Origin of the sequence: Caulobacter sp. 1776 (assembly GCF_040545685.1) — a bacterium.
Classification (GTDB): domain Bacteria; phylum Pseudomonadota; class Alphaproteobacteria; order Caulobacterales; family Caulobacteraceae; genus Caulobacter.
In genome coordinates this window covers 608,574-627,616 of record NZ_JBEPMI010000001.1, presented here as the reverse complement: position 1 = coordinate 627,616, position 19,043 = coordinate 608,574, and the positions used below count along the sequence as shown (strand labels likewise).

Here is a 19,043-nt window from a genome sequence, read left to right as displayed (position 1 = left end):
TCACTGCCGGAGATCGGCTCCCGCAATGGGCGCGTACGCTTCGCGCTCGGTTTTATGAAGAGTGCTGAGTAGGCCGGCGGCCAGGGTCAGAATGGCTCCAATCGCAAGTCCAACGCGCGGGGCGCTCTCGGGCCCAAGCCGGCTGAACAGTAACGTCACCACGACAACTCCCGCTGTCTGACCTGTCAGACGCGCCATTGATTGCAAACCACCCGCCGCGCCGCTGCGCGTCGCCGGAGCCGAAAGGAACATGTTGTGGTTGTTGGTGACCTGGAACAGTCCAAAGCCAAGGCCGCAGAGCATGACGATGGGTATGATAGTGGCTGGCGCCTCGGCCAACGGCCAAACGGAGGCCATGAAGAGGCCGGCGGACAGGAAGGCGCAGCCGGTCGCGCACAGCAGGGCCGTCGTGGAGGGCTTGGCCATGCGCCCGGCCAGTGTCGCGGACACCCCGGCCATCAGCGGCCACGGCGTTATGTAGAGTCCAGTCTCCAGGGGACTGAGACCAAGGCCATGCTGGAGGTAGAAGGGAAGGGCGACCAGCCCCGCTCCCTGGCCGACGAAGCAGCAGACCGACGCGATGACCGATCGCCGGAACGAGGGCGCGCGGAGAAGGTCGAGCGCCAGGAGTGGAGCGGCGTGAGACGCCTCGCGCCGGATCAGCGTCGTCAAGCCCAGAATGGCCCCAGCGCTGGCGGCCACGGCGATGGCCGGCGCCTTCACGGTCATTTCCGCGCCGATGATCAGCAGGCCGAACCCGCACATGCTCAGGGCTAGATTCATCCGGTCGAGCCGCCGCGCAGAGCCGGGTGCGTGTGGAATGGCGCCAGCCATGGCGAGCGCCAGGAGACCGAGCGGCAGGTTGACGGCGAAGAGCCAGGGCCAACTCGCGAGCGACAGGACGAGGGCGCCGACCGACGGTCCGGCTGCTGAGGTGAGGGCGACCACCAGTGCGTTCCAGCCAATGGCGGCGCCTAGCCTGTGGGCGGGCACGATGGTGCGCATAAGGGCAACGCCAAGCGACATCACCGCGGCTGCGCCGAGGCCTTGGCCTAGGCGAGCCATCACCAGACACGCCAAGTTTGGCGCCACTGCGCAGAGACCGGAAGTGGCGGTGAATAGCGCCACGCCTCCGATGAAGACCCGGCGGAGACCTAGGCTCTCGCCCAGCGCCGCGCAGGGCAGGAGCGCCATGATGAGACCGGCTTGGTAGGCGGTGACGACCATGACCACCGAGGCGGGTGAGGCGCGTAGGTCGCGCGCAAGGGTCGGCAGCGCCACGTTCACGATCGAGGCGTCCAGCACCACAAGCATCAGGGCGCTCAGCACCGATGCGATCGCCACGGCGGAGCGGCTGGATGGGGTCATGGCCGAGCCACCCGAAGCACACCGTCCTGATCGGCGTAGCGCGTGATCCGGCGCTCCTGCTTGTCTTCGACCTGCAGGTCGCGTTCGGTGAAGCGAAAGAGCAGGGCGGGGCCGGTGCGGCAATGGGTGTCGTGGATATCGCCCGGCAGGTAGGTCATCGCGGTTCCAGGTCGAACCACGGTCGCATCGCGTTTAACCAGGCGCACCTGCTCGTCCGGATCCGTTATCCGTCCGTAGCTGCCCATCTCGATGTCGCCGCTCTGGACGCCGTACAGCACCCAGCTACGCCCATGATCGTGTGGTCGACGATAGAGACCTGCCTCTTCCGTATGGGCCAGCAGCACGAAGCCATGGTCGGCGTCGCGATAGAGTTCCCGGCTGGCCGGCTTTCCGTTGAGCAGTGCGGCCAGCCAATCCTCGGTCGGAGCGGCATGCAGCAGAGCTCGCAGATGATCCCGGCAATCGGCGATCAGTTCGCTCGAGAGCGGCCCCCAGCTGGACCGAACATCCGCGATGAAGGTTTGAAGCGAGTTCCTGTGCATTGGCTTTCCTCTCGCGCCGAGATCGGGCGTTCGATGAAAGCTAGCGTCAGGTCAGATATGGCGTAATGCGCATAGGTTGCATTGAATCATTGCGTTTGACGCCATGTTCGAAGCCGGTGTTACGCTGCTCGAATGCAAATTCCCGACCTCAACCTTCTGGTGACGCTGGACGTGCTGTTGGCCGAGGGCAGCGTCACGCGGGCGGCCGCGCGGCTTCGCCTGAGCCCCTCGGCCATGAGCCGCGCGCTGGCGCGTTTGCGCGAGGTGACGGGAGACCCCTTGCTGGTGCGGGCCGGGCGGGCGCTGGTCCCCACGCCTAGGGCGATCGAGCTTCGCGACCGTGTCGCTCAGCTGGTTCAGGACGCGCGGACGGTGCTTCGCCCGGTCGGAGCGCTGAATCTCGGGCAATTGAGGCGCGCCTTCACCCTGCGCACCAGCGAAGGGTTCGTGGAAACCTTTGCCCCAGCTCTGATCGCGCGTCTGGCTGTCGAGGCGCCGGGCGTCCAGCTGCGTTTCGTCCAAAAGCCCGATAAGGACAGCAGGCCGCTACGCGATGGTCTCATCGACCTCGAAACGGGCGTGATCGAGGGCGATACGGGGCCTGAACTTCGCACCCAGGTCCTTTTCCGTGACCGTTACGTCGGCATGGTTCGCCAGGGACATGAGATAACGGCGGGCCCGATGACGCCGGAGCGCTATGCGGCCGCGGCCCATGTGGCCGTCTCTCGCGATGCGCTCGCTAGGGGCCTGATCGACGACGCGCTAGCGCGCACCGGCGTCATCCGTGAAGTGGTCACGGTCGTGGGCGGCTTCGCCACGGCGATCGCGCTGGCGAGATCTGCGGGCTTGGTCGCCACCGTGCCTGAGCGTCACACGGAGGGGCTGAGGGACGGCCTGGTCAGTTTCGAACTGCCCATGCGCATCGCTGAATTTTCGGTGTCGTTGCTCTGGCACCCTCGCATGGACGCCGATCCAGCGCATCGCTGGCTGCGGGGGTGTGTGCGGGAGGTATGCGCAGACCCGCGCGGCTAGCCCCGGGGGCGGACTGTTCTTCCCTCTAGCATCTGAACGTCCGGTATCTGGAGATGCGCCAACGGCGACTCTCGGCGCAAAGCCGCGCTCGCCAAGACGCGTATCGATGGCGCCCCCAAGATTGTTGCGCCTGGAGAGCGACCCTTAGGGGGAAGTCTGGCGCACCCGACACGATTCGAACGTGTGACCTTTGCCTTCGGAGGGCAACGCTCTATCCAGCTGAGCTACGGGTGCATGCCGTCCAAGTCGACCCGGGACGGGAAGCGGGTCTTAGCCGAAAGGCCGCGCCCGCGCAAATGGCCTTATGCCTTTCCCATGTAAATGAAGCGGGCGACGAATAGGGCCGCCAGGACGAACAGCAGCCAATCCTTGGGCTTGGCTTGGCCGCGCAGCAGGGTCAGGCCCGCATAGGCGGTGATGCCGAACGCCAGGCCGTTGGCGATCGAGAAGGTCAGCGGAATGGCGATCACCGTCAGGAAGGCGGGAATGGCCACGCCGGGGTCGTCCCAGTCGACGTCGGCCAGGGCGCCGACCATCATCGAGCCGACGATGATCAGGGCCGGGGCCGTGGCGGCGGCCGGGATGGCCTGCACCCAGGGCGCGAAGAACAGGGTGACCAGGAACAGCAGGCCGACCACGATCGCGGTCAGGCCGGTGCGGCCGCCGGCCGCGACCCCCGAGGCGCTCTCGATATAGCTGACCACGGTCGAGGTGCCGGCCAGCGAGCCGCCGATCGTGGCGATCGAGTCGGCCGTGAGAATTCGGTTCAGGCGGGGGATCGTACCATCCGGCTGCACGAGGCCGGCCTTCTTGGTCACCGCGACCAGGGTGCCGACATTGTCGAACAGGTCGACGAACAGGAAGACGAAGATGATCTCGGCCATCGCCATGCCCATCGCGCCATTCAGATGCAGGGCGGCCGGAACGTCGAGCTTGAAGGCCGTGGCGGTCAGGGCGGCCAGGCCGTAGTCGCCGGGGACGATCTTGGCCAGGCCGAGAGCCCAGGCCGCGGCGGCCGCGACGAGAATGCCGATCAGGATCGCGCCCTTCACCCGCCAGACCATCAGCCCGCCCATGACGGCCAAGCCCAGGATGGCCAGGGCGGCCGTCGGCTTGGTCAGGTCGCCGAGCGCGACGGTGGTGGCCGGGTCGGCGACGATGATGCCGGCCTCCTTCAGGCCGATGAAGGCGATGAACAGCCCGACACCCGCCGCCACGGCCGAGAACAGCGGGCGCGGAATGGCGCCGATGATCAGCTGGCGGACGCCCGCCACGGTCAGGATCAGGAACGCGACGCCCGACAGGAAGACGCACCCCAGGGCGGTCTCCCACGGCACGCCCATGCCCTTGACGACGGTGAAGGTGAAATAGGCGTTGAGGCCCATGCCGGGCGCCAGGGCGATCGGGTAGTTGGCGATCAGGCCCATCAGGATGCTGCCGAAGCCCGCCGCCAGACAGGTGGCCGCCGCCACGGCCGCGACGGGCATGCCGGTCTGGCCCAGGATCGTCGGATTGACGATGACGATATAGGCCATGGTCAGGAAGGTGGTGAAGCCGGCCAGCACCTCGGTGCGCACCGAGGTTCCCTGGGCCGAGAGCTTGAAGAACTTCTCGATCATCTCGCCATTCCCCCGATCGACGTCACGTTTGGCGGCGTCGCTTCGTACTTGTCCCAATGCCCCGCCAGCTCGCGGACCACGACCGAGCCCACCCGATAGGCCGAGTCGAACGCGGCCATCGCGCCCTCGCCGTGGAAGGCGCGGGGGAAGGTGGGCGCGCCCAGCGGCGGGCGCGAATAGTTGCTGGCCGTGCGCAGCACCAGGACCCTCTCGAAATCGACCTTGCCGGCCTTGGCGTAGAGGTCGAGCACATCGAGGATCCCCTGGTCCTCGCAGTCGGTCATGGTGAAGGTTCCCGCGCCGTCGGTCCACAGTTTCACCCAGTCCTCGGCCCACTCCGTGCGCTTGGCGCCGTGCCAGAACCGGGTGCCGCCCAGGGCCTCGCCCTTCAGGACGAATGGCGGCTTCTGGGCGTTGGGCTCGCCGACATAGGGCGCGCGCAGGGCCGCGAGGGCCGGAGAGTCGGGGATCGCGGTCTTGGCCGTCAGGCCGTGGGCCCAGTCGACCAGCTGTCCGTTCAGCGCCCAGACCATGCCGGACGAGCCCTTGGCCGAGCCCTTCACATTGGGGCGGTCGGTTTCCAGCGAATAAAGGCCGTACGGCCAGTCGGCGGGGATTTCACGCTCGTCGACCTCGTAGATCGGGTCGGCGTCGACGACGTAGCGGGCCCAGGCGGCGCTGCCGAGCGAGGCGACCTTGGGATCGACCCCGGCGATGCCGGCCACGACCCAGTAGGTCTTGGAGAAGTCGAACTGACCCGACAGGATCAGGGCCGCGACGCTTTCGCGCGCCCGGGCCCGCATGTCGGTCATCACGCCCAGCACGCCGGTCTCGGGCGAGTATCGGGCCGGATGGCGCAGGCCGGGGACGTCGATGGTCTGCTTCAGCGGCAGGCCCTCGACCCAGGGCTGGAACTCGCCGGGCCGATCGCCGGTGACCTCGCCGATCTCGAAGGTGGCGAGCACCACGACCTTGACCGGGATCGGCTTGGTCGTCTCCGCCTGGGCCAGAGGCGCCAGGCCCAGGCACAAGGCCACGACAAGTCCCAGGATCCGCATCGCCATCACGCCCTCCGCACCGAATTCGCGGCGAAGCTGGCGTGCGCCGCGGAGGCTGGCAAGCGACCTTCGCCCCGAAACCGCGAAGGTTCTCCGCCTGATCAGTCCTTGGTCGGATCGGCCGCGTTCGGGTCGCCGTAGGTCAGGGCCAGGAAGACGTCCTCCAGGTCGGGGTCCTCGGTGGCGATGTCCTTGATGTGCACGCCGCTGGCCCGCACGGCCGCCAGCACCTGCTCGACGCTGGACTGGCCGGTGCGATAGCTGACCTGGAAGGCGCCGTTGGCCCGCAGCTTGGTGTCGAAGCCGGCCAGGGCCGGGGCGGTGGTCACCGGATCGTCGGGCGTGACCACGACGTTGCGGCTGTCCATCCGGCGCAGCAGGGTCGAGGTCGGCTCGCAGGCGACCACCTCGCCGCGATTGACGATGGCGATCTCGTCGCACAGCTCCTGGGCCTCTTCCAGATAGTGGGTGGTCAGCACGATGGTGACGCCCAGCTGGTTCAGACCCTGGACGTACTGCCAGAGCTGGCGGCGCAGCTCGACATCGACCCCGGCGGTCGGCTCGTCCAGAATCAGCACCGGCGGCTGGTGGACCATGGCCTTGGCGACCATCAGACGGCGCTTCATGCCGCCCGACAGCTGACGGACATAGGCGTTGGCCTTGTCGCCCAAACCCAGGGCGTTCAGCAGCTCGTCGGTGCGGCGCTCGTTCTTGGGCACGCCGTAGAAGCCGGCCTGGACCTCCAGCGATTCGCGCGGCGTGAAGAACACGTCGGCGGCCAGCTCCTGCGGCACCACGCCGATCGCGGCGCGGGCGTCGCGCGGCCGGGTGTCGATGTCGCGGCCCCAGATCCGCACCGTCCCCGAGCTCTTGCGCACCAGCCCGGCCAGGATGTTGATGAAGGTCGACTTGCCCGCGCCGTTGGGACCCAGCAGGCCGAAGATCGAGCCGCGCGGGACCTTCAGGTCGATGCCGTTCAGGGCCCGCTTTTCCGGCGAGGTCTTGGTCCCGGCATAGGTCTTGTAGAGGCCTTCGGCTTCGATGGCGTAGGCGGGCAGGTCCATGGGCATTCCAGATGGGAGACGGGCAGATCGGGAGGCGACAACGCCGTATGAGGCGCGCGTCGATTGACGGCGCCTTCCGGCGTCGCATAGGTATGCCTCGTTCGCGGCCACGCCAAGGCCACGTCTGAATTCGAAGGTTCCGCCCATGGCGCGCAAGGCCAAGTCCACCTCCGCTCTCGACGCCCTGCCCGGATCGGCGACGGCCGAGCCCACGACGGTTCCGACCGCGATGGACACCCTGGCCCAGGCCGGTCCTGCGCCGGAGACGATCCTGGTCCGTTCGCACCGCATCGCCTGCGACGGCGTCGGCGGGGCCTTGGGGCATCCGCGCGTCTGGCTCGAAATGGGCGCGGCCGGCTTCGTCGATTGCCCGTACTGCGACCGCCGTTTCGTGGCCACCACGGCCGTGGGCGACGAGAACGAGATTCTCGCCCCGGGCGTCTACGAAGGCGCCGGCGGCCACTAGGTGACCGACCTCGTCCCGCCGGAAGAGCGCGCCGAGACCCTGGCCAAGGCCTGGGAGAAGGCCCAATGGCCGCACGAGGCGCCGGTGCTGCGGGCCATCGCCATGCCGTCCGACACCAATCCCGAAGGCGACATCTTCGGCGGCTGGCTGCTGTCGCAGATGGACCTGGCGGCGGCCTCGATCGCATTCCACCGCGCCGCGGGCCGCTGCGCCACCATCGCCATCGACGGCATGACCTTCATCAGCCCGGTGTTCGTCGGCGACGAGGTCAGCCTGTTCGCCAAGGTCGTCCATACGGGTCGCACCTCGCTGAAGGTCTCGGTGGAAGCCTGGCGCCGCCGCCGCGACGGCGAACAGGCCCACAAGGTCACCGAAGGCGTCTTCACGTTCGTGGCCATAGACGAACACCGCAAGCCGCGGCCGCTGCCGATCTAGGCGCGCTTCGGCCGCTTCACGCGGTTCACCGCTGAAGGTGGTGGGGAGGCGACGGAGCGGCCGGGCGAACCCGGAGACCGTGAGTTTGATTTTACGTTTCGGCTCGGACGACCGCTCCGCCAGGCTGTTCTTTGCCGTGAGGACGGCGGGCGTGAGCGTTGTCTGCTCGGGCCTCCGTTACCCCCGGACGGGCGCGGACCAACTGGATCGGCTATTCCGTCTCCAGCTCGGCGATCCACGATAGGCGGCTTTAGATCGATCACCGCCCTGTCGCTCCGCGCTCGCCTCTCCACGGCCCTTCCCGGGATCCCGGATCTATCCAACGAACAGACCCCGGTCCGGACCGCTTCGAGACCACGCGGCCCCGCTCAACCTATCCCCATCGCCGCTTTGGGCCGGATCCAAGCGCCCTCCCCTCGCGACGGGGACAGCTATGAGTATGGGGCGGGTTTGAACGCGGATCATTCAGGGACGCGTAAAAGTGGGAAGTGGTTGATTTCGTGGGGTTCGATCTCGCGAACGCCGGGGATACAGTGCGCTCAATCCCCGTGAATCCCTCTCTCTGAGAGAGAGGGAGGGGCCCATGCGCAGCATGGGAGGGTGAGTGGTTACACCCTCAACCGGCGCGCCGGCACGTCGCCCGCAACAGAGCCAAGACCGTCCTAGGGCTTCGCCTACCCACTCACCCTCCCACGCCTTCGGCGCGGGCCCCTCCCTCTCTCCATGAGAGAGGGATTCACGGGGGGGCGTGCTGGCTTGATGCGAAATCTTCCCGCCCCGGAGGAAGGAGTCCTCCGTCCATCTCGACATCTCCCAACGGCGGAAGTTTGCCAGAGCAAACGTCGACTTTCCATCCCAGCCGTCGTTCGTCAGGTCCGGTTGCGGTCGGTGTGATGTCGCCCCAACATCCCGCCGCCTACAACGATGGAATCACCGAGCGATGCCGGACGTGATCACGACGTGTCGCCTCACCCGAGAGACCGCCGGGCTGCTCGAGACCATCGCCGAAGACGTCTTCGACGCGGACATCGACGCCCGGCGGCTGGCGACCTACCTGGAGTCGCCGGGGCATCTGATGGTCGTCGCGGTTCGCGGAAACCAGGTGATCGGCCAGGTCGCGGCCTATGTTCACGGCCACCCCGATCGAGCGCCGGATCTCTACATCGACAATCTCGGCGTGGCGCCGCCTTTCCAGCGGCGGGGCGTCGCGCGACGCCTGGTCGAAGAGGTCTTGGCGTGGGGCAAGACGCTGGGCTGTGACCAGGCGTGGATCGTCACGGACACCGAGAACACGGCCGCTCGCGCCCTCTACGAGGGCCTGGGCGCGGCGGCCGAGCCGATCGTGATGTTCTCCTACAGGCTCTGACCCGCCGCCATTCTTCAGCAAGACCTCACAATTCGCTCATGCCGCTCACCGGGCGCCCGCGCCAGGGTGCGGGCCTCACTGGAATGGGGATGACGATGACCGAGATGATGAAGAGCAACGGCCGGCGGATCGCGGCGTGGAGCGTGGTGGCGGCCTTGATCGCGACGCCGTGGGTGGCGATGCAATTCACGGCCGAGGTGAAGTGGACGCTGTTCGACTTCGCCCTGTTCGGCGGCCTGCTGGTCGGGTCGGGCCTGGTGCTCGAGTTCGCGGCCTGGAAGGCGCACAGCCTGGCCTATCGGGCCGGCGTCGGCCTGGCCCTGGCGGCGTCCGTGCTGCTGGTCCTGGTCACCGGCGCGGTCGGGATCATCGGCTCCGAGGCCAATGCCGCCAACCTGATGTACGCCGCCGTGCTGCTGGTCGCGATCGGCGGCTCGGCCATGGCGGGCTTCAAGGCGGGCGGCATGGCCCACGCGATGGGGGCCGCGGCGCTGGTCCAGGTCGCGATCATGATCATCGCCCTGGTCGGCGACCTGGGGGCCGGCGGCGCGATCTGGCCGCGCGACCTGATCGGGGCGACGGCGGTCTTCGCGGCGCTGTGGCTGGCCTCGGCCGGGCTGTTTCGCAAGGCGGCCCTGAAAGAGGTGGGGGCTTAGGCGCCGCGCTCGGCCTTCACGAAGTCGACGAAAGCGCGCAGCGGCGCGGGCATGTGGCGGCGGCTGGGATAGTAGAGATAGGGGCCCGAGAACGGCGGCAGCCAGTCGGCCAGCACGGTCTCGAGCCGCCCGGCGGCGATCGACTCCGCCGCGAAGTCCTCGAACGTGGCCAGCAGGCCGACCCCGGCCTCGCAGGCCGCCAGCTTCAGATCGCTGTCGGTCGTGGTCAGCCGGCCGGGCGGATTGAGGCGGATGACCTCGCCGTCCTTCTCGAACTCCCAGGGATAGGACGCGCCGCTGGCGAAGCGGTGGCGGATGCAGGCGTGGTCCAGCACCTCGCGCGGATGGGTCGGCCTGCCGTGAGCGGCGAAATAGGCCGGCGCGCCGACGATGACGAACCGCTGCGGACCCGACAGCGGCACGGCGATCATGTCCTTGTCCAGCCGCTCGTCGTAGCGCACCCCGGCGTCGAAGCCGGCGGCCAGCACGTCGATGAAGCTGTCGTCGGCGACGATCTCGACGGCGACGCCAGGGTTCTGGGCCAGGAACTTCGGGATCAGCCGCGGAAGCGTCACCTTGGCCGTCACCACCGGCACGTTCAGGCGCAAGGTGCCGGTCGGGCTGTCGCGGAAGGCGTTGACCTCGTCCAGCGCCAGGGCGACGTCGGACAGGGCGGGGGACAGGCGCTCCAGCAGCCTCTGGCCGGCCTCGGTCGGCGTGACGCTGCGGGTGGTGCGGTTCAGCAGGCGCACGCCCAGCCGGGTCTCCAGCCGCCGGACCGCCTCGCTCAGCGACGAGGCCGAGACGTTGCGCGGGCCGGCGGCGGCGCGAAAGCCGCGCGCGCGGGCCACGGCCGTGAAGGCGTCGAGATCGGCGAAGTCGGCCTGCTGCATTGTGCGAAATCCAGAACGGCCCGTGCGAACTTGATCGGATTATCGCACGAAGCGATCGCGCGCATAACCCTCCTCGCCCCAAGGAGAGATCTGATGAAAACCCTGAAGCTCGGCCAGACCGGCCCCGTCGTTTCCGCCCTCGGCCTCGGCTGCATGGGCATGTCGGACATGTACGGCCCCAGCGACCGCGCCGAGAGCCTGGCCACCTTCGACGCCGCCGTCGAGGCCGGGGTGACCCTGATCGACACCGGCGATTTCTATGGCATGGGCCACAACGAGATGCTGATCGGCGAGGCGCTGAAGACCCACAAGCGCGATAGGCTGGTGATCAGCGTCAAGACCGGGGCCCTGCGCGATCCGGTCGGTCAGTTCCTCGGCTTCGACGGCCGCCCCGCCGCGATCAAGAACTTCCTGGCCTATAGCCTCAAGCGTCTGGGCGTCGACCACATCGACATCTACCGGCCTTCGCGCCTGGATCCGTCGGTGCCGATCGAGGACACCATCGGCGCCATCGCCGAGATGGTCCAGGCCGGCTATGTCCGCCATATCGGCCTGTCGGAGATGGGCTCGGAGACCATCCGCCGGGCGGCCAAGGTCGCGCCGATCGTCGACTTGCAGATCGAATATTCGCTGATCTCGCGCGGTGTGGAAAAGGACATCCTGCCGACCCTGCGCGAACTGGGCATCGGCATGACCGCCTATGGCGTGCTGTCGCGCGGCCTGATCAGCGGCCACTGGACCATGGACAGCGGCAAGGCCGGCCACGACTTCCGCGGCTTCAGCCCGCGCTTCGTCGGCGACAATCTCGAGGCCAACCTGAAGCTGGCCGAGGCTTTGCGCGCGGTCGCCGAGAGCAGGGGCGCGACCACGGCCCAGGCCGCGATCGCCTGGGTCGCCTCGCGCGGCGACGACATCGTGCCGCTGGTCGGCGCGCGCCGCCGCGATCGCCTGGCCGAGGCCCTGGGCGCGCTGGAGGTCAAGCTGAGGCCCGAGGACCTCGCCGCGATCGAGGCCGCCGTGCCGGTCGAGGCGGTGGCCGGAACGCGCTACGCCGAGGCGATGATGGCCCACCTCGACAGCGAGCGCGGCGCGCGCTGAGCCCTCTTGCGTGACGTCACGGGACGGGCGTGAAATGCGCCCATGAGCATGCCCGTCTTCGACCTCGACCTGCTGCCGTTCGCCGCCCTGATGGGCGTTTCCGTCACGCACGCCGCCCCCGACCGCGTCGAGGGGCGGCTGGTCGTGCGGCCCGACCTGTGCACCGCCGGCGGCATCCTGCACGGCGGGGCGGCCATGGCCCTCGCCGACAGCCTGGGGGCCATCGGCGCCTTCCTGTCGACGCCGGAGGGCAAGCGCACCACGACGCTGGAGAGTAAGACCAACTTCATCGGCTCGGCCAGGGTGGGGAGCACGGTGGTCGCGACGTCGACGCCGCTGCACGTCGGCAAGCGTTCCAGTGTCTGGACCACGCGGATCGAGACCGAGGACGGCAAGCTCGTGGCGGTGGTCACCCAGACCCAGATGACAGTGGAGTAGCGCGCCATGTTCGAGTCCCGGCACATCAGCATCCGGATCCACCGGCCGGCGGCGGAGGTCTACGCCTTTACCCGTGAGCCAGAGAGCTTCGCCAAGTGGGCGGCCGGCCTGGCCTCGGGGCTCGAGCGGGACGGCGAACACTGGATCGCCCACGGCCCGGGCGGCGACGTGACGGTGAGGTTCTCGCCGGAGAACGCCTATGGCGTGCTCGATCACTGGGTGACCTTGCCGGACGGGACCGAGCTCTACATGCCGCTGCGGGTGGTGGCCAATGGCGAGGGGGCCGAGGTCGGCATGACCCTCTATCGGCCCGCCACCATGTACGACGACGCGGCCTTCGATCGCGACGCTGCGGCGGTGGCCCGCGACCTGGCCAAGCTGAAGGCGCTGCTGGAGGCGTGATCGCCTTCGCGGAAGGCCTCGAGCTGGCTATTCGCAGAACACCCGCACGCGGGTGTCGTCGCGATCGACATTGACGGTCAGCTCGCTGAGGCTGGCGACCAGTTCGTCCAGGTTCTCGGGCTTTAGCTGGTTGATGTCGAACGGCAGGCCCTTGCTGGCCATGGCGGCGTTGACCTCGTCGCGGGCGGCCGGCGGGATCAGCGCGCTGAGCCGGACGCCGGCCCGCAGCAGCTGCATCGGCACGCGGACATTGACCTTGGTCGGGCCCTGGCCGTCGATCGTGTCGACCAGCACGTGAAAATAGCGCGGCGGGGCGCTCGCCGACGCGGCGGGCTGGGTCGCGACGGAGGGAGCGTTCAGGGCGTCCAGCAGGCGCTCGGCCTCCTCGGCCGAGACCTTGCCGTCGGACAGCATCTTCAGGATGCGCAGGCGATCGGGGTTCATGGCGACTTTCCTTCAGAGAATGCGGATGCGGACCAGGGCGTGATGGGCGTCGACCTCGACGCTGGTCCCCGAGAGGTTCAGCAGCACCGCGCCCAGCCCAAGGGCCGCGCGATAGGGGGCCATGTGGCGGCAGGCCGGGACCAGCAGGATCAGCGGCGCGAAGGCCAGGGCGAATGGCGCCAGCACGATCCACAGCGGGGTCAGGGGCAGCCACAGACGCACGACGGTCCGGCGGCGGGCGGGCAGGGGCGGCAGGACGGTTCCGACCAGGGCCATCAGCGCGTTCTCCGTTCCAGGGCGGCGATCGCCTCGTCCGCCGAGATCTCGCCGCGCTCCAGCCGGGCCAGCACCTCGGAACGGTCGGCGGCGACGGGCGGCGGGGGCGGCGCCTCGTCGATGAACTCCAGGCTGGCGGCGATGCGGTTCAGCCGCGCCTTCACGGTCGGATAGCTGACCCCGAACAGCTGCTCCATGTCCTTGATCGAGCCGTGGCTGCGGACGAAGGCGGCGACGAACACCTGGTCCTCGGCGGTAAGATTAGCCAGGCGCGGCAGGGCGAAGGCTCCTTCGATGGCGATGTCCTTGCCGATCAGCCGCACGCGCTCGACGACGAACGTCTCGCCGCCCGTCAGTCGGGTCAGGTCCTGCCAGTCGTTGGGGGCGCGTGTCATCGTCCGAGATCCAGTTTCTTGATATAGAACTTAAGAAATTCAATTCAGGAGTCAAGTTTCTTGAATTATCGTTTTTCCAAGCGCGATTGACGCACCCATTTCGCGGCTGATGAGCACGTTGGGAGCTTGGCTGGAGGAACCCCCATCGACGCGGCGGGTTTGGCCCTCGGCCCATTCGGGCGGGACGAGGGAAAGACCATGGACGACGGCTTCACCACCGAGCGCGGCAACGGCGACGAGACCCATCAACGCGTTCCGGAAAAGGGGCCGCACACGCCCGAGGCGCACCTGACCACCAACCAGGGGATCCGGGTCTCTGACAACCAGAACCAGCTGAAGTCCGGCGAGCGCGGCCCGGTGCTGCTGGAGGACTTCGTCCTCCGCGAAAAGATCTTCCACTTCGACCACGAGCGGATTCCAGAGCGGATCGTCCACGCGCGCGGCTCGGCCGCCCATGGCTTCTTCGAGGTCTATGAGAGCCTGGCCGACATCACCAAGGCCGACCTGTTCCAGCGGCCGGGCGAGAGGACTCAGGTGTTCACCCGCTTCTCCACCGTGGCCGGCGGCGCGGGCAGTGTCGATACGCCTCGCGATGTGCGCGGCTTCGCGGTGAAGTTCTACACCCAGGAGGGCAACTGGGACCTGGTCGGCAACAACATCCCGGTATTCTTCATCCAGGACGCCATGAAGTTCCCCGATCTCGTCCATTCGGTGAAGATGGAGGCCGATCGCGGCTATCCGCAAGCGGCCAGCGCCCACGACACCTTTTGGGACTTCATCAGCCTGATGCCCGAGAGCACCCACATGATCATGTGGGCGATGAGCGACCGGACCATCCCGCGGTCCCTGCGGACCATGGAGGGCTTCGGCGTCCACACGTTCCGGCTGGTCAACGCCAAGGGCCAGTCGACCTTCGTCAAGTTCCACTGGAAGCCCAAGCAGGGCGTGGCCTCGACGATCTGGGACGAGGCGGTGAAGCTCGCCGGAGCCGATTCGGACTTCCAGCGCCGCGACCTGTTCGAGGCCATCCAGCGTGGCGACTTCCCCGAATGGGAGCTGGGCATCCAGGCCTTCGACCAGGCCTTCGCCGACAGCCTGCCGTTCGACGTGCTGGACCCGACCAAGATCATTCCGGAAGAGGTGCTGCCGGTGCGCATCGTCGGTCGGATGGTGCTGGACCGCTGGCCCGACAACTTCTTCGCCGAGACCGAGCAGGTGGCCTATTGCCCGGGCAACATCGTGCCGGGCATCGACTTCACCAACGACCCCCTGCTGCAGGGCCGCCTGTTTTCCTACCTCGACACCCAGAAGAGCCGGCTGGGCACCAGCAATTTCCACCAGATCCCTATCAACGCGCCCAAGTGCCCGGTGATGAACTTCCAGCGCGACGGCATGATGCAGATGCTGCAGCCCAAGGGCCGCGCCAACTACGAGCCCAACAGCCTGGCCGAGACGGCTGGCGAGGAGGGCGGGCCGCGCGAGTGCCCGGTGACCGGGTTCAAGACCTTCCCGACCGCGGAGGGCGAGAACGAGCAGGGCGACAAGCTGCGCATCCGTCCCGCCAGCTTCGCCGACCACTACAGCCAGGCGCGGCTGTTCTTCCGCTCGCTGGATCCGGCCGAACAGGCCCACCTGGCCTCGGCCCTGGTGTTCGAGCTGTCCAAGGTCGGCATCGAGGCGGTGCGCACGCGGATGATGTCGAACCTGGTCAATGTCGATCCGGACCTGGCCGAGCGGGTCGGGGCCGGCCTCAACATGGCCGTGCCCAAGGCTTCGAAGGCGGCGGTCCCCGTCCAGGACCTCGACCCGTCGCCGGCCCTGCGGATCGTCAACGGCCCGCGCGCGCCGCAGGACATCAAGGGCCATGTGATCGGCGTGCTGGTGGCCGATGGCTCGGACGCCAAGGCCGTCGACAAGCTGAAGGCGGCGATCAAGAAGGCCGGCGCCGTGGCCAAGGTCATCGCGCCGAAGATCGGCGGGGCCAAGGGCGCCGACGGGACCCTGATCCCGGCCGACGGCCAGCTGGCCGGGACGCCGTCGGTGACGGTCGACGCCATCGCCCTCGTCCTGTCGGAGGACGGCTGCGCGGCGCTGCTGAAGGAGGCCGCCGCCGTCCAGTTCGTCATGGACGCTTTCGGTCACTTGAAGGCCATCGGCGCAACCGACGCGGCCAAGCCCTTGCTGGACAAGGCGGGCGTCGAGCCGGACGAGGGCGTGGTGGGCCTGGGCGACGACTTCATCGCGGCGGCGGCCAAGCGGTTCTGGGATCGCGAACCGAAGGTTCGGATGCTGGCCTAGGGTCGGTGCGTCCTTCGAGCTCGCCTAGGGGCGGGCCTCGAAGGACGCAAAGCCTACCCGCCCAAGTGCCCCTTCCACGCCTCGCGCAGCACCTTCTTGTCGATCTTGCCGGTAGCCGTCAGCGGGACGGGCGCGAAGACCACGTCGTCGGGCGTCCACCATTTGACGATCCTCGGCGTCAGGTAGTCGAGCACCGCGGCCTTGGTGACGTCGGAGCCTTCGTGCGCCTCGATCACCAGCAACGGCCGCTCCTCCCACTTGGGATGCGGCACGCCGATCACGGCGGCGATCTTCACGCCGGGACAGCCGACGGCGACGTTCTCGAGGTCGATCGAGCTGATCCACTCGCCGCCGGACTTGATCACGTCCTTCTGGCGGTCGGTGATGCGCATGAAGCCGTTCGGGTCGAGGGTGGCGATGTCGCCGGTGTCGAACCAGCCGTCCTCGCGCGCCGCGTCGGCGTCCTGGCGGAAGTAGCGCCGCACCACCCAGGGGCCGCGCACCAAGAGGGCGCCGGAGGTCTCGCCGTCCCAAGGCGCGTCGGCGCCGTCCTCGGTCTCGACCTTCAGCTCGACGCCGAACTGCAGCCGGCCCTGGCGGGTCCAGATCGCCTCGTCCATGGCCTCTTCACCGAGGGCGGCGAGGGCGGGAGTCGGGGTGGCGACGACGCCGATCGGGCAGGTCTCGGTCATGCCCCAGATCTGCAGGGTCTGGACGCCGTATAGCCGCTTGAACGCTTCGGCCATGGCGCGCGGCACGGCGCTGCCGCCGATGACCACTCTCTTCAGGCTGGCCGGCCGCTGGCCGGTCTTCTCGAGCCAATCCAGGTACATGGTCCAGATGGTCGGCACGCCGCCGGTGAAGGTGACGCCCTCGCCCTCGATCAAGGCGTGCAGGCTGGCGCCGTCCATCTTGTCGGCGGGCAGGACGAGCTTGGCCCCGCACAGCGGCGCGCTGAACGGCAGGCCCCAGGCGGTGGCGTGGTAGAGGCTGGAACAGGGCATCACGACGTCGAACGCGGTGAAGCCGAACGCGCTGTTCAGGCCTCCGGCCATGGCGTGCAGCACCACGGCGCGGTGCGAATAGAGCACGCCCTTGGGATCGCCCGTCGTGCCCGAGGTGTAGCAGAGGAAGGCCCCGGCGTTCTCGTCGAAGGTCGGCCAGTCGATCGTCTCGGCCTCGCCAGCGATCAGGGTCTCGTACGAGATCGCGCCGACCGATCCGGGGATCGTCCGCTCGGCGTCCGACAGCATGACGAAGGTCTTCACCGTGGTCAGCCGCGGCGCGATCCGCTCGACCAGGGCGGCGAAACTGCGATCGAACAACAGGACGCCGCTTTCGGCGTGGTTGATCGTGTAGGCGATCTGTTCGTCGAACAGCCGCGGATTGGCCGTGTGCAGCACCGCCCCGATTCCGGGCACAGCATAGAACAGCTCCAGATGCCGGTGAGTGTTCCAGGCCAGGGACGTGACCCGGTCGCCGGGCTTCACGCCGAGCTTTCGCAACGCATGAGCCGCCCGGGCCGAGCGGTGGGCCAGGCCGGCATAGTCGTAGCGGTGCAGCGGTTCGTCGACCACCCGGGAGACGATCTCGCGCCCGGCATGGGCCTGGGCGGCGTAGCTCAGAATGCCGCTGATCATCAGCGGCGTCGTCTGCATCAGGCCCGGGATCATCAGCGCCTCCCCACGTTTCTTGTTGCGAGGAGGGTAGGGCGTGAAACGGGTGTTGGGGAAGTGTTTCGACGGCTCCCTCCCCCATCAAGGGGGAGGGAGGCGGTTTACTAAAGCGCCGCCAGCACCGCGTCGCCCATCTGGGCGGTGGTCAGCGAGCCGCCGAGGTCCTTGGTGCGGGCCCCGGTGTCCAGCGCCGTCTTGACCGCCGCCAGCAGGGCGTCGGCGGCCTCGACCTGGCCCAGCGACCAGCGCAGGGCCATTTCGAACGACAGGATGGCGGCCAGCGGATTGGCCACGCCCTTGCCGGCGATGTCGGGGGCCGAGCCGTGGATCGGCTCGTAGAGGCCCGGCTTGCCCTTCGCGCCCAGGGCGGCCGAGGGCAGCATGCCCAGCGAGCCGGTCAGCATGGCCGCGGCGTCCGACAGGATGTCGCCGAACAGGTTGTCGGTGACGATGACGTCGAACTGCTTGGGCGCGCGGACCAGCTGCATGGCGCAGTTGTCGGCCAGGATGTGCTCCAGCTGGACGTCGGGATACTCGCGGGCGTGCAGCTCGGTGATCACCTGCTTCCACAGCAGGCCCGACTCCATGACGTTCGACTTCTCGGCCGAGTGGACCTTGTTGGTCCGACCCCGGGCCAGTTCGAAGGCCACGCGGCCGACGCGCTCGATCTCGCTGGTCGTGTAGACCGCTGTGTCGAAGCCCTTCTTCTGGCCGTCCGGCAAGTCCTCGATGCCGCGCGGCTGGCCGAAATAGACGCCGCCGACCAGTTCGCGGACGAACATGATGTCCAGGCCCGAAACCAGTTCGGTCTTCAGGCTGGAGGCGCCGGCCAGGGCTTCGAAGCAATAGGCGGGGCGCAGGTTGGCGAACACGTCCATGGCCTTGCGCAGGTTCAGCAGGCCGGCCTCGGGGCGCAGGTGGCGCGGGGCGGTGGCCCATTGCGGACCGCCGACGGCGCCCATCAGCACCGCGTCGCTGGCGATGGCCTGGTCGCGGACGTCGTCCAGCAGCGGCGTGCCGTGCGCGTCGTAGCTGGACCCGCCATAGGGCGCTTCCGAAACCTGGAGATCCGGGGTGAGGGCGGCCGCCACGCGGCGCACCTGCGCGCAGACTTCCGGGCCGATGCCGTCGCCGGGCAGGAGGAGCAGGGTGGACATGGAGGGCTTCTCGCTCAGATTTTACGGTAGTCGGAAACGTCGAATGAACTCAGGTCGCGGCCGTGCACGCCCAGTTCGGCGCAGGCGGCGCGCCAGGCGGCCATGTGCGGCGTGGCGCGATGGAACTCCAGCGCCGCCTCGCTCTCGAAGTGCTCGTAGACCCGGATCAGGCCGGGATCCAGCGGGTCTTCGGTCAGGGCGTAGTCCAGGCAGCCCGGCTCGGCGCGCGTGCCCTCGACCTGGGCGCGGAGGTGCGGGCGCAGCTCGGCCAGGCGATCGGGCGCGATGCGGATCGTGCCGGCGAGGATGAGGGTCATGCTGGTCGCCCTATTTCGGTGTCATCCCGGCCGCGGCGCAGCG

The 19,043-nt window shown here is 68.4% G+C and carries 21 protein-coding genes and 1 tRNA gene; 9 read left to right on the top strand and 13 right to left on the bottom strand.

The annotated features are described in order from the left end of the window. Together ABIC66_RS02855 and ABIC66_RS02850 are read right to left on the bottom strand one after the other, a co-directional pair. Entirely contained in the window at positions 1-1,368 is a 1,368-nt protein-coding gene (locus ABIC66_RS02855) for an MFS transporter (RefSeq protein WP_354067872.1), read from the bottom strand. Next, the gene (locus ABIC66_RS02850) at positions 1,365-1,910 is read right to left on the bottom strand and encodes a hypothetical protein (protein WP_354067871.1); all 546 of its coding nucleotides are present in this window, start codon (positions 1,908-1,910) and stop codon (positions 1,365-1,367) included. Before ABIC66_RS02850 ends, ABIC66_RS02855 begins: the two co-directional genes overlap by 4 nt. A gap of 132 nt (positions 1,911-2,042) precedes the next feature. Here ABIC66_RS02850 and ABIC66_RS02845 point away from each other — a divergent pair, with 132 nt between their 5' ends. Further along, positions 2,043-2,942, top strand: a complete 900-nt coding sequence (locus ABIC66_RS02845; RefSeq protein ID WP_354067870.1) for a LysR family transcriptional regulator — start codon at positions 2,043-2,045, stop codon at positions 2,940-2,942. A gap of 157 nt (positions 2,943-3,099) precedes the next feature. Here ABIC66_RS02845 and ABIC66_RS02840 read toward each other — a convergent pair. The 4 genes from ABIC66_RS02840 to ABIC66_RS02825 all read right to left on the bottom strand — a co-directional run bounded on the left by ABIC66_RS02840 (position 3,100) and on the right by ABIC66_RS02825 (position 6,683). Further along, positions 3,100-3,176: transfer RNA gene (locus tag ABIC66_RS02840), tRNA-Arg, on the bottom strand. A 68-nt stretch (positions 3,177-3,244) separates the two neighbouring features. Next, positions 3,245-4,561: an NCS2 family permease gene (locus ABIC66_RS02835; RefSeq protein ID WP_354067869.1), complete on the bottom strand. Its 1,317-nt coding sequence runs from the start codon at positions 4,559-4,561 to the stop codon at positions 3,245-3,247. Beyond that, positions 4,558-5,625: a purine nucleoside permease gene (locus ABIC66_RS02830; protein ID WP_354067868.1), complete on the bottom strand. Its 1,068-nt coding sequence runs from the start codon at positions 5,623-5,625 to the stop codon at positions 4,558-4,560. The genes ABIC66_RS02835 and ABIC66_RS02830 overlap by 4 nt, the downstream gene beginning before the upstream one ends. Positions 5,626-5,720: 95 nt before the next feature. After that, positions 5,721-6,683 (bottom strand): ABC transporter ATP-binding protein, encoded by a 963-nt coding sequence (locus tag ABIC66_RS02825; protein WP_354067867.1) that lies wholly within the window; start codon positions 6,681-6,683, stop codon positions 5,721-5,723. Between the two features lie 229 nt (positions 6,684-6,912). Here ABIC66_RS02825 and ABIC66_RS02820 point away from each other — a divergent pair, with 229 nt between their 5' ends. From ABIC66_RS02820 to ABIC66_RS02805, 4 genes are all read left to right on the top strand, one after another. Next, positions 6,913-7,149, top strand: a complete 237-nt coding sequence (locus ABIC66_RS02820; RefSeq protein WP_354068357.1) for a zinc-finger domain-containing protein — start codon at positions 6,913-6,915, stop codon at positions 7,147-7,149. After that, the gene (locus ABIC66_RS02815; protein WP_354067866.1) at positions 7,150-7,584 is read left to right on the top strand and encodes an acyl-CoA thioesterase; all 435 of its coding nucleotides are present in this window, start codon (positions 7,150-7,152) and stop codon (positions 7,582-7,584) included. A gap of 940 nt (positions 7,585-8,524) precedes the next feature. Continuing rightward, positions 8,525-8,950: a GNAT family N-acetyltransferase gene (locus ABIC66_RS02810; protein WP_354067865.1), complete on the top strand. Its 426-nt coding sequence runs from the start codon at positions 8,525-8,527 to the stop codon at positions 8,948-8,950. A gap of 95 nt (positions 8,951-9,045) precedes the next feature. Further along, entirely contained in the window at positions 9,046-9,606 is a 561-nt protein-coding gene (locus ABIC66_RS02805) for a hypothetical protein (protein ID WP_354067864.1), read from the top strand. Here ABIC66_RS02805 and ABIC66_RS02800 read toward each other — a convergent pair. Continuing rightward, the gene (locus ABIC66_RS02800) at positions 9,603-10,499 is read right to left on the bottom strand and encodes a LysR family transcriptional regulator (protein WP_354067863.1); all 897 of its coding nucleotides are present in this window, start codon (positions 10,497-10,499) and stop codon (positions 9,603-9,605) included. The two genes, ABIC66_RS02805 and ABIC66_RS02800, sit on opposite strands and share 4 nt — an antisense overlap. Positions 10,500-10,592: 93 nt before the next feature. On the opposite strand from ABIC66_RS02800, the gene ABIC66_RS02795 reads away from it, so the two are divergent. Genes ABIC66_RS02795 through ABIC66_RS02785 form a run of 3 tightly spaced genes read left to right on the top strand, consistent with a single transcriptional unit; the run spans position 10,593 to position 12,437 of the window. Further along, a complete protein-coding gene (locus tag ABIC66_RS02795; protein WP_354067862.1) occupies positions 10,593-11,597 on the top strand; it encodes an aldo/keto reductase in 1,005 nt (334 codons plus the stop codon). A 42-nt stretch (positions 11,598-11,639) separates the two neighbouring features. Further along, a complete protein-coding gene (locus ABIC66_RS02790; RefSeq protein WP_354067861.1) occupies positions 11,640-12,035 on the top strand; it encodes a PaaI family thioesterase in 396 nt (131 codons plus the stop codon). Positions 12,036-12,041: 6 nt separating this feature from the next. Then, complete coding sequence (locus ABIC66_RS02785; RefSeq protein ID WP_354067860.1) at positions 12,042-12,437, top strand: SRPBCC family protein; 396 nt, start codon at positions 12,042-12,044, stop codon at positions 12,435-12,437. 27 nt (positions 12,438-12,464) lie between these two features. Here ABIC66_RS02785 and ABIC66_RS02780 read toward each other — a convergent pair whose 3' ends face one another. Genes ABIC66_RS02780 through ABIC66_RS02770 form a run of 3 tightly spaced genes read right to left on the bottom strand, consistent with a single transcriptional unit; the run spans position 12,465 to position 13,552 of the window. After that, complete coding sequence (locus tag ABIC66_RS02780; protein ID WP_354067859.1) at positions 12,465-12,881, bottom strand: SHOCT-like domain-containing protein; 417 nt, start codon at positions 12,879-12,881, stop codon at positions 12,465-12,467. A 12-nt stretch (positions 12,882-12,893) separates the two neighbouring features. After that, a complete protein-coding gene (locus ABIC66_RS02775; RefSeq protein ID WP_354067858.1) occupies positions 12,894-13,157 on the bottom strand; it encodes a hypothetical protein in 264 nt (87 codons plus the stop codon). Then, the gene (locus ABIC66_RS02770) at positions 13,157-13,552 is read right to left on the bottom strand and encodes a DUF2089 domain-containing protein (protein WP_354067857.1); all 396 of its coding nucleotides are present in this window, start codon (positions 13,550-13,552) and stop codon (positions 13,157-13,159) included. The genes ABIC66_RS02775 and ABIC66_RS02770 overlap by 1 nt, the downstream gene beginning before the upstream one ends. A 198-nt stretch (positions 13,553-13,750) precedes the next feature. On the opposite strand from ABIC66_RS02770, the gene ABIC66_RS02765 reads away from it, so the two are divergent. Further along, the gene (locus ABIC66_RS02765) at positions 13,751-15,850 is read left to right on the top strand and encodes a catalase (RefSeq protein ID WP_354067856.1); all 2,100 of its coding nucleotides are present in this window, start codon (positions 13,751-13,753) and stop codon (positions 15,848-15,850) included. 53 nt (positions 15,851-15,903) lie between these two features. Here ABIC66_RS02765 and ABIC66_RS02760 read toward each other — a convergent pair whose 3' ends face one another. From ABIC66_RS02760 to ABIC66_RS02750, 3 genes are all read right to left on the bottom strand, one after another. Then, positions 15,904-17,523: a long-chain fatty acid--CoA ligase gene (locus tag ABIC66_RS02760; protein WP_354067855.1), complete on the bottom strand. Its 1,620-nt coding sequence runs from the start codon at positions 17,521-17,523 to the stop codon at positions 15,904-15,906. A 107-nt stretch (positions 17,524-17,630) separates the two neighbouring features. Next, the gene (gene leuB / locus ABIC66_RS02755) at positions 17,631-18,683 is read right to left on the bottom strand and encodes a 3-isopropylmalate dehydrogenase (protein WP_354067854.1); all 1,053 of its coding nucleotides are present in this window, start codon (positions 18,681-18,683) and stop codon (positions 17,631-17,633) included. Positions 18,684-18,697: 14 nt separating this feature from the next. Beyond that, positions 18,698-19,000 carry a putative quinol monooxygenase gene (locus tag ABIC66_RS02750; protein WP_354067853.1) on the bottom strand — a complete coding sequence of 101 codons (303 nt, stop codon included), beginning with the start codon at positions 18,998-19,000 and terminating at the stop codon, positions 18,698-18,700. Positions 19,001-19,043 lie beyond the last annotated feature (43 nt).

Bases quoted from the DNA above. Each gene is read 5' to 3' on its own strand.
- ABIC66_RS02770 (WP_354067857.1), bottom strand. From the start codon at position 13,552: ATGACACGCGCCCCCAACGACTGGCAGGACCTGACCCGACTGACGGGC.
- ABIC66_RS02845 (WP_354067870.1), top strand. From the start codon at position 2,043: ATGCAAATTCCCGACCTCAACCTTCTGGTGACGCTGGACGTGCTGTTG.
- ABIC66_RS02835 (WP_354067869.1), bottom strand. From the start codon at position 4,561: ATGATCGAGAAGTTCTTCAAGCTCTCGGCCCAGGGAACCTCGGTGCGC.
- ABIC66_RS02790 (WP_354067861.1), top strand. From the start codon at position 11,640: ATGAGCATGCCCGTCTTCGACCTCGACCTGCTGCCGTTCGCCGCCCTG.
- ABIC66_RS02850 (WP_354067871.1), bottom strand. From the start codon at position 1,910: ATGCACAGGAACTCGCTTCAAACCTTCATCGCGGATGTTCGGTCCAGC.
- ABIC66_RS02825 (WP_354067867.1), bottom strand. From the start codon at position 6,683: ATGGACCTGCCCGCCTACGCCATCGAAGCCGAAGGCCTCTACAAGACC.
- ABIC66_RS02810 (WP_354067865.1), top strand. From the start codon at position 8,525: ATGCCGGACGTGATCACGACGTGTCGCCTCACCCGAGAGACCGCCGGG.
- ABIC66_RS02855 (WP_354067872.1), bottom strand. From the start codon at position 1,368: ATGACCCCATCCAGCCGCTCCGCCGTGGCGATCGCATCGGTGCTGAGC.
- leuB (WP_354067854.1), bottom strand. From the start codon at position 18,683: ATGTCCACCCTGCTCCTCCTGCCCGGCGACGGCATCGGCCCGGAAGTC.
- ABIC66_RS02780 (WP_354067859.1), bottom strand. From the start codon at position 12,881: ATGAACCCCGATCGCCTGCGCATCCTGAAGATGCTGTCCGACGGCAAG.
- ABIC66_RS02805 (WP_354067864.1), top strand. From the start codon at position 9,046: ATGACCGAGATGATGAAGAGCAACGGCCGGCGGATCGCGGCGTGGAGC.
- ABIC66_RS02750 (WP_354067853.1), bottom strand. From the start codon at position 19,000: ATGACCCTCATCCTCGCCGGCACGATCCGCATCGCGCCCGATCGCCTG.
- ABIC66_RS02765 (WP_354067856.1), top strand. From the start codon at position 13,751: ATGGACGACGGCTTCACCACCGAGCGCGGCAACGGCGACGAGACCCAT.
- ABIC66_RS02830 (WP_354067868.1), bottom strand. From the start codon at position 5,625: ATGGCGATGCGGATCCTGGGACTTGTCGTGGCCTTGTGCCTGGGCCTG.
- ABIC66_RS02820 (WP_354068357.1), top strand. From the start codon at position 6,913: ATGGACACCCTGGCCCAGGCCGGTCCTGCGCCGGAGACGATCCTGGTC.
- ABIC66_RS02775 (WP_354067858.1), bottom strand. From the start codon at position 13,157: ATGGCCCTGGTCGGAACCGTCCTGCCGCCCCTGCCCGCCCGCCGCCGG.
- ABIC66_RS02760 (WP_354067855.1), bottom strand. From the start codon at position 17,523: ATGATCCCGGGCCTGATGCAGACGACGCCGCTGATGATCAGCGGCATT.
- ABIC66_RS02785 (WP_354067860.1), top strand. From the start codon at position 12,042: ATGTTCGAGTCCCGGCACATCAGCATCCGGATCCACCGGCCGGCGGCG.
- ABIC66_RS02800 (WP_354067863.1), bottom strand. From the start codon at position 10,499: ATGCAGCAGGCCGACTTCGCCGATCTCGACGCCTTCACGGCCGTGGCC.
- ABIC66_RS02795 (WP_354067862.1), top strand. From the start codon at position 10,593: ATGAAAACCCTGAAGCTCGGCCAGACCGGCCCCGTCGTTTCCGCCCTC.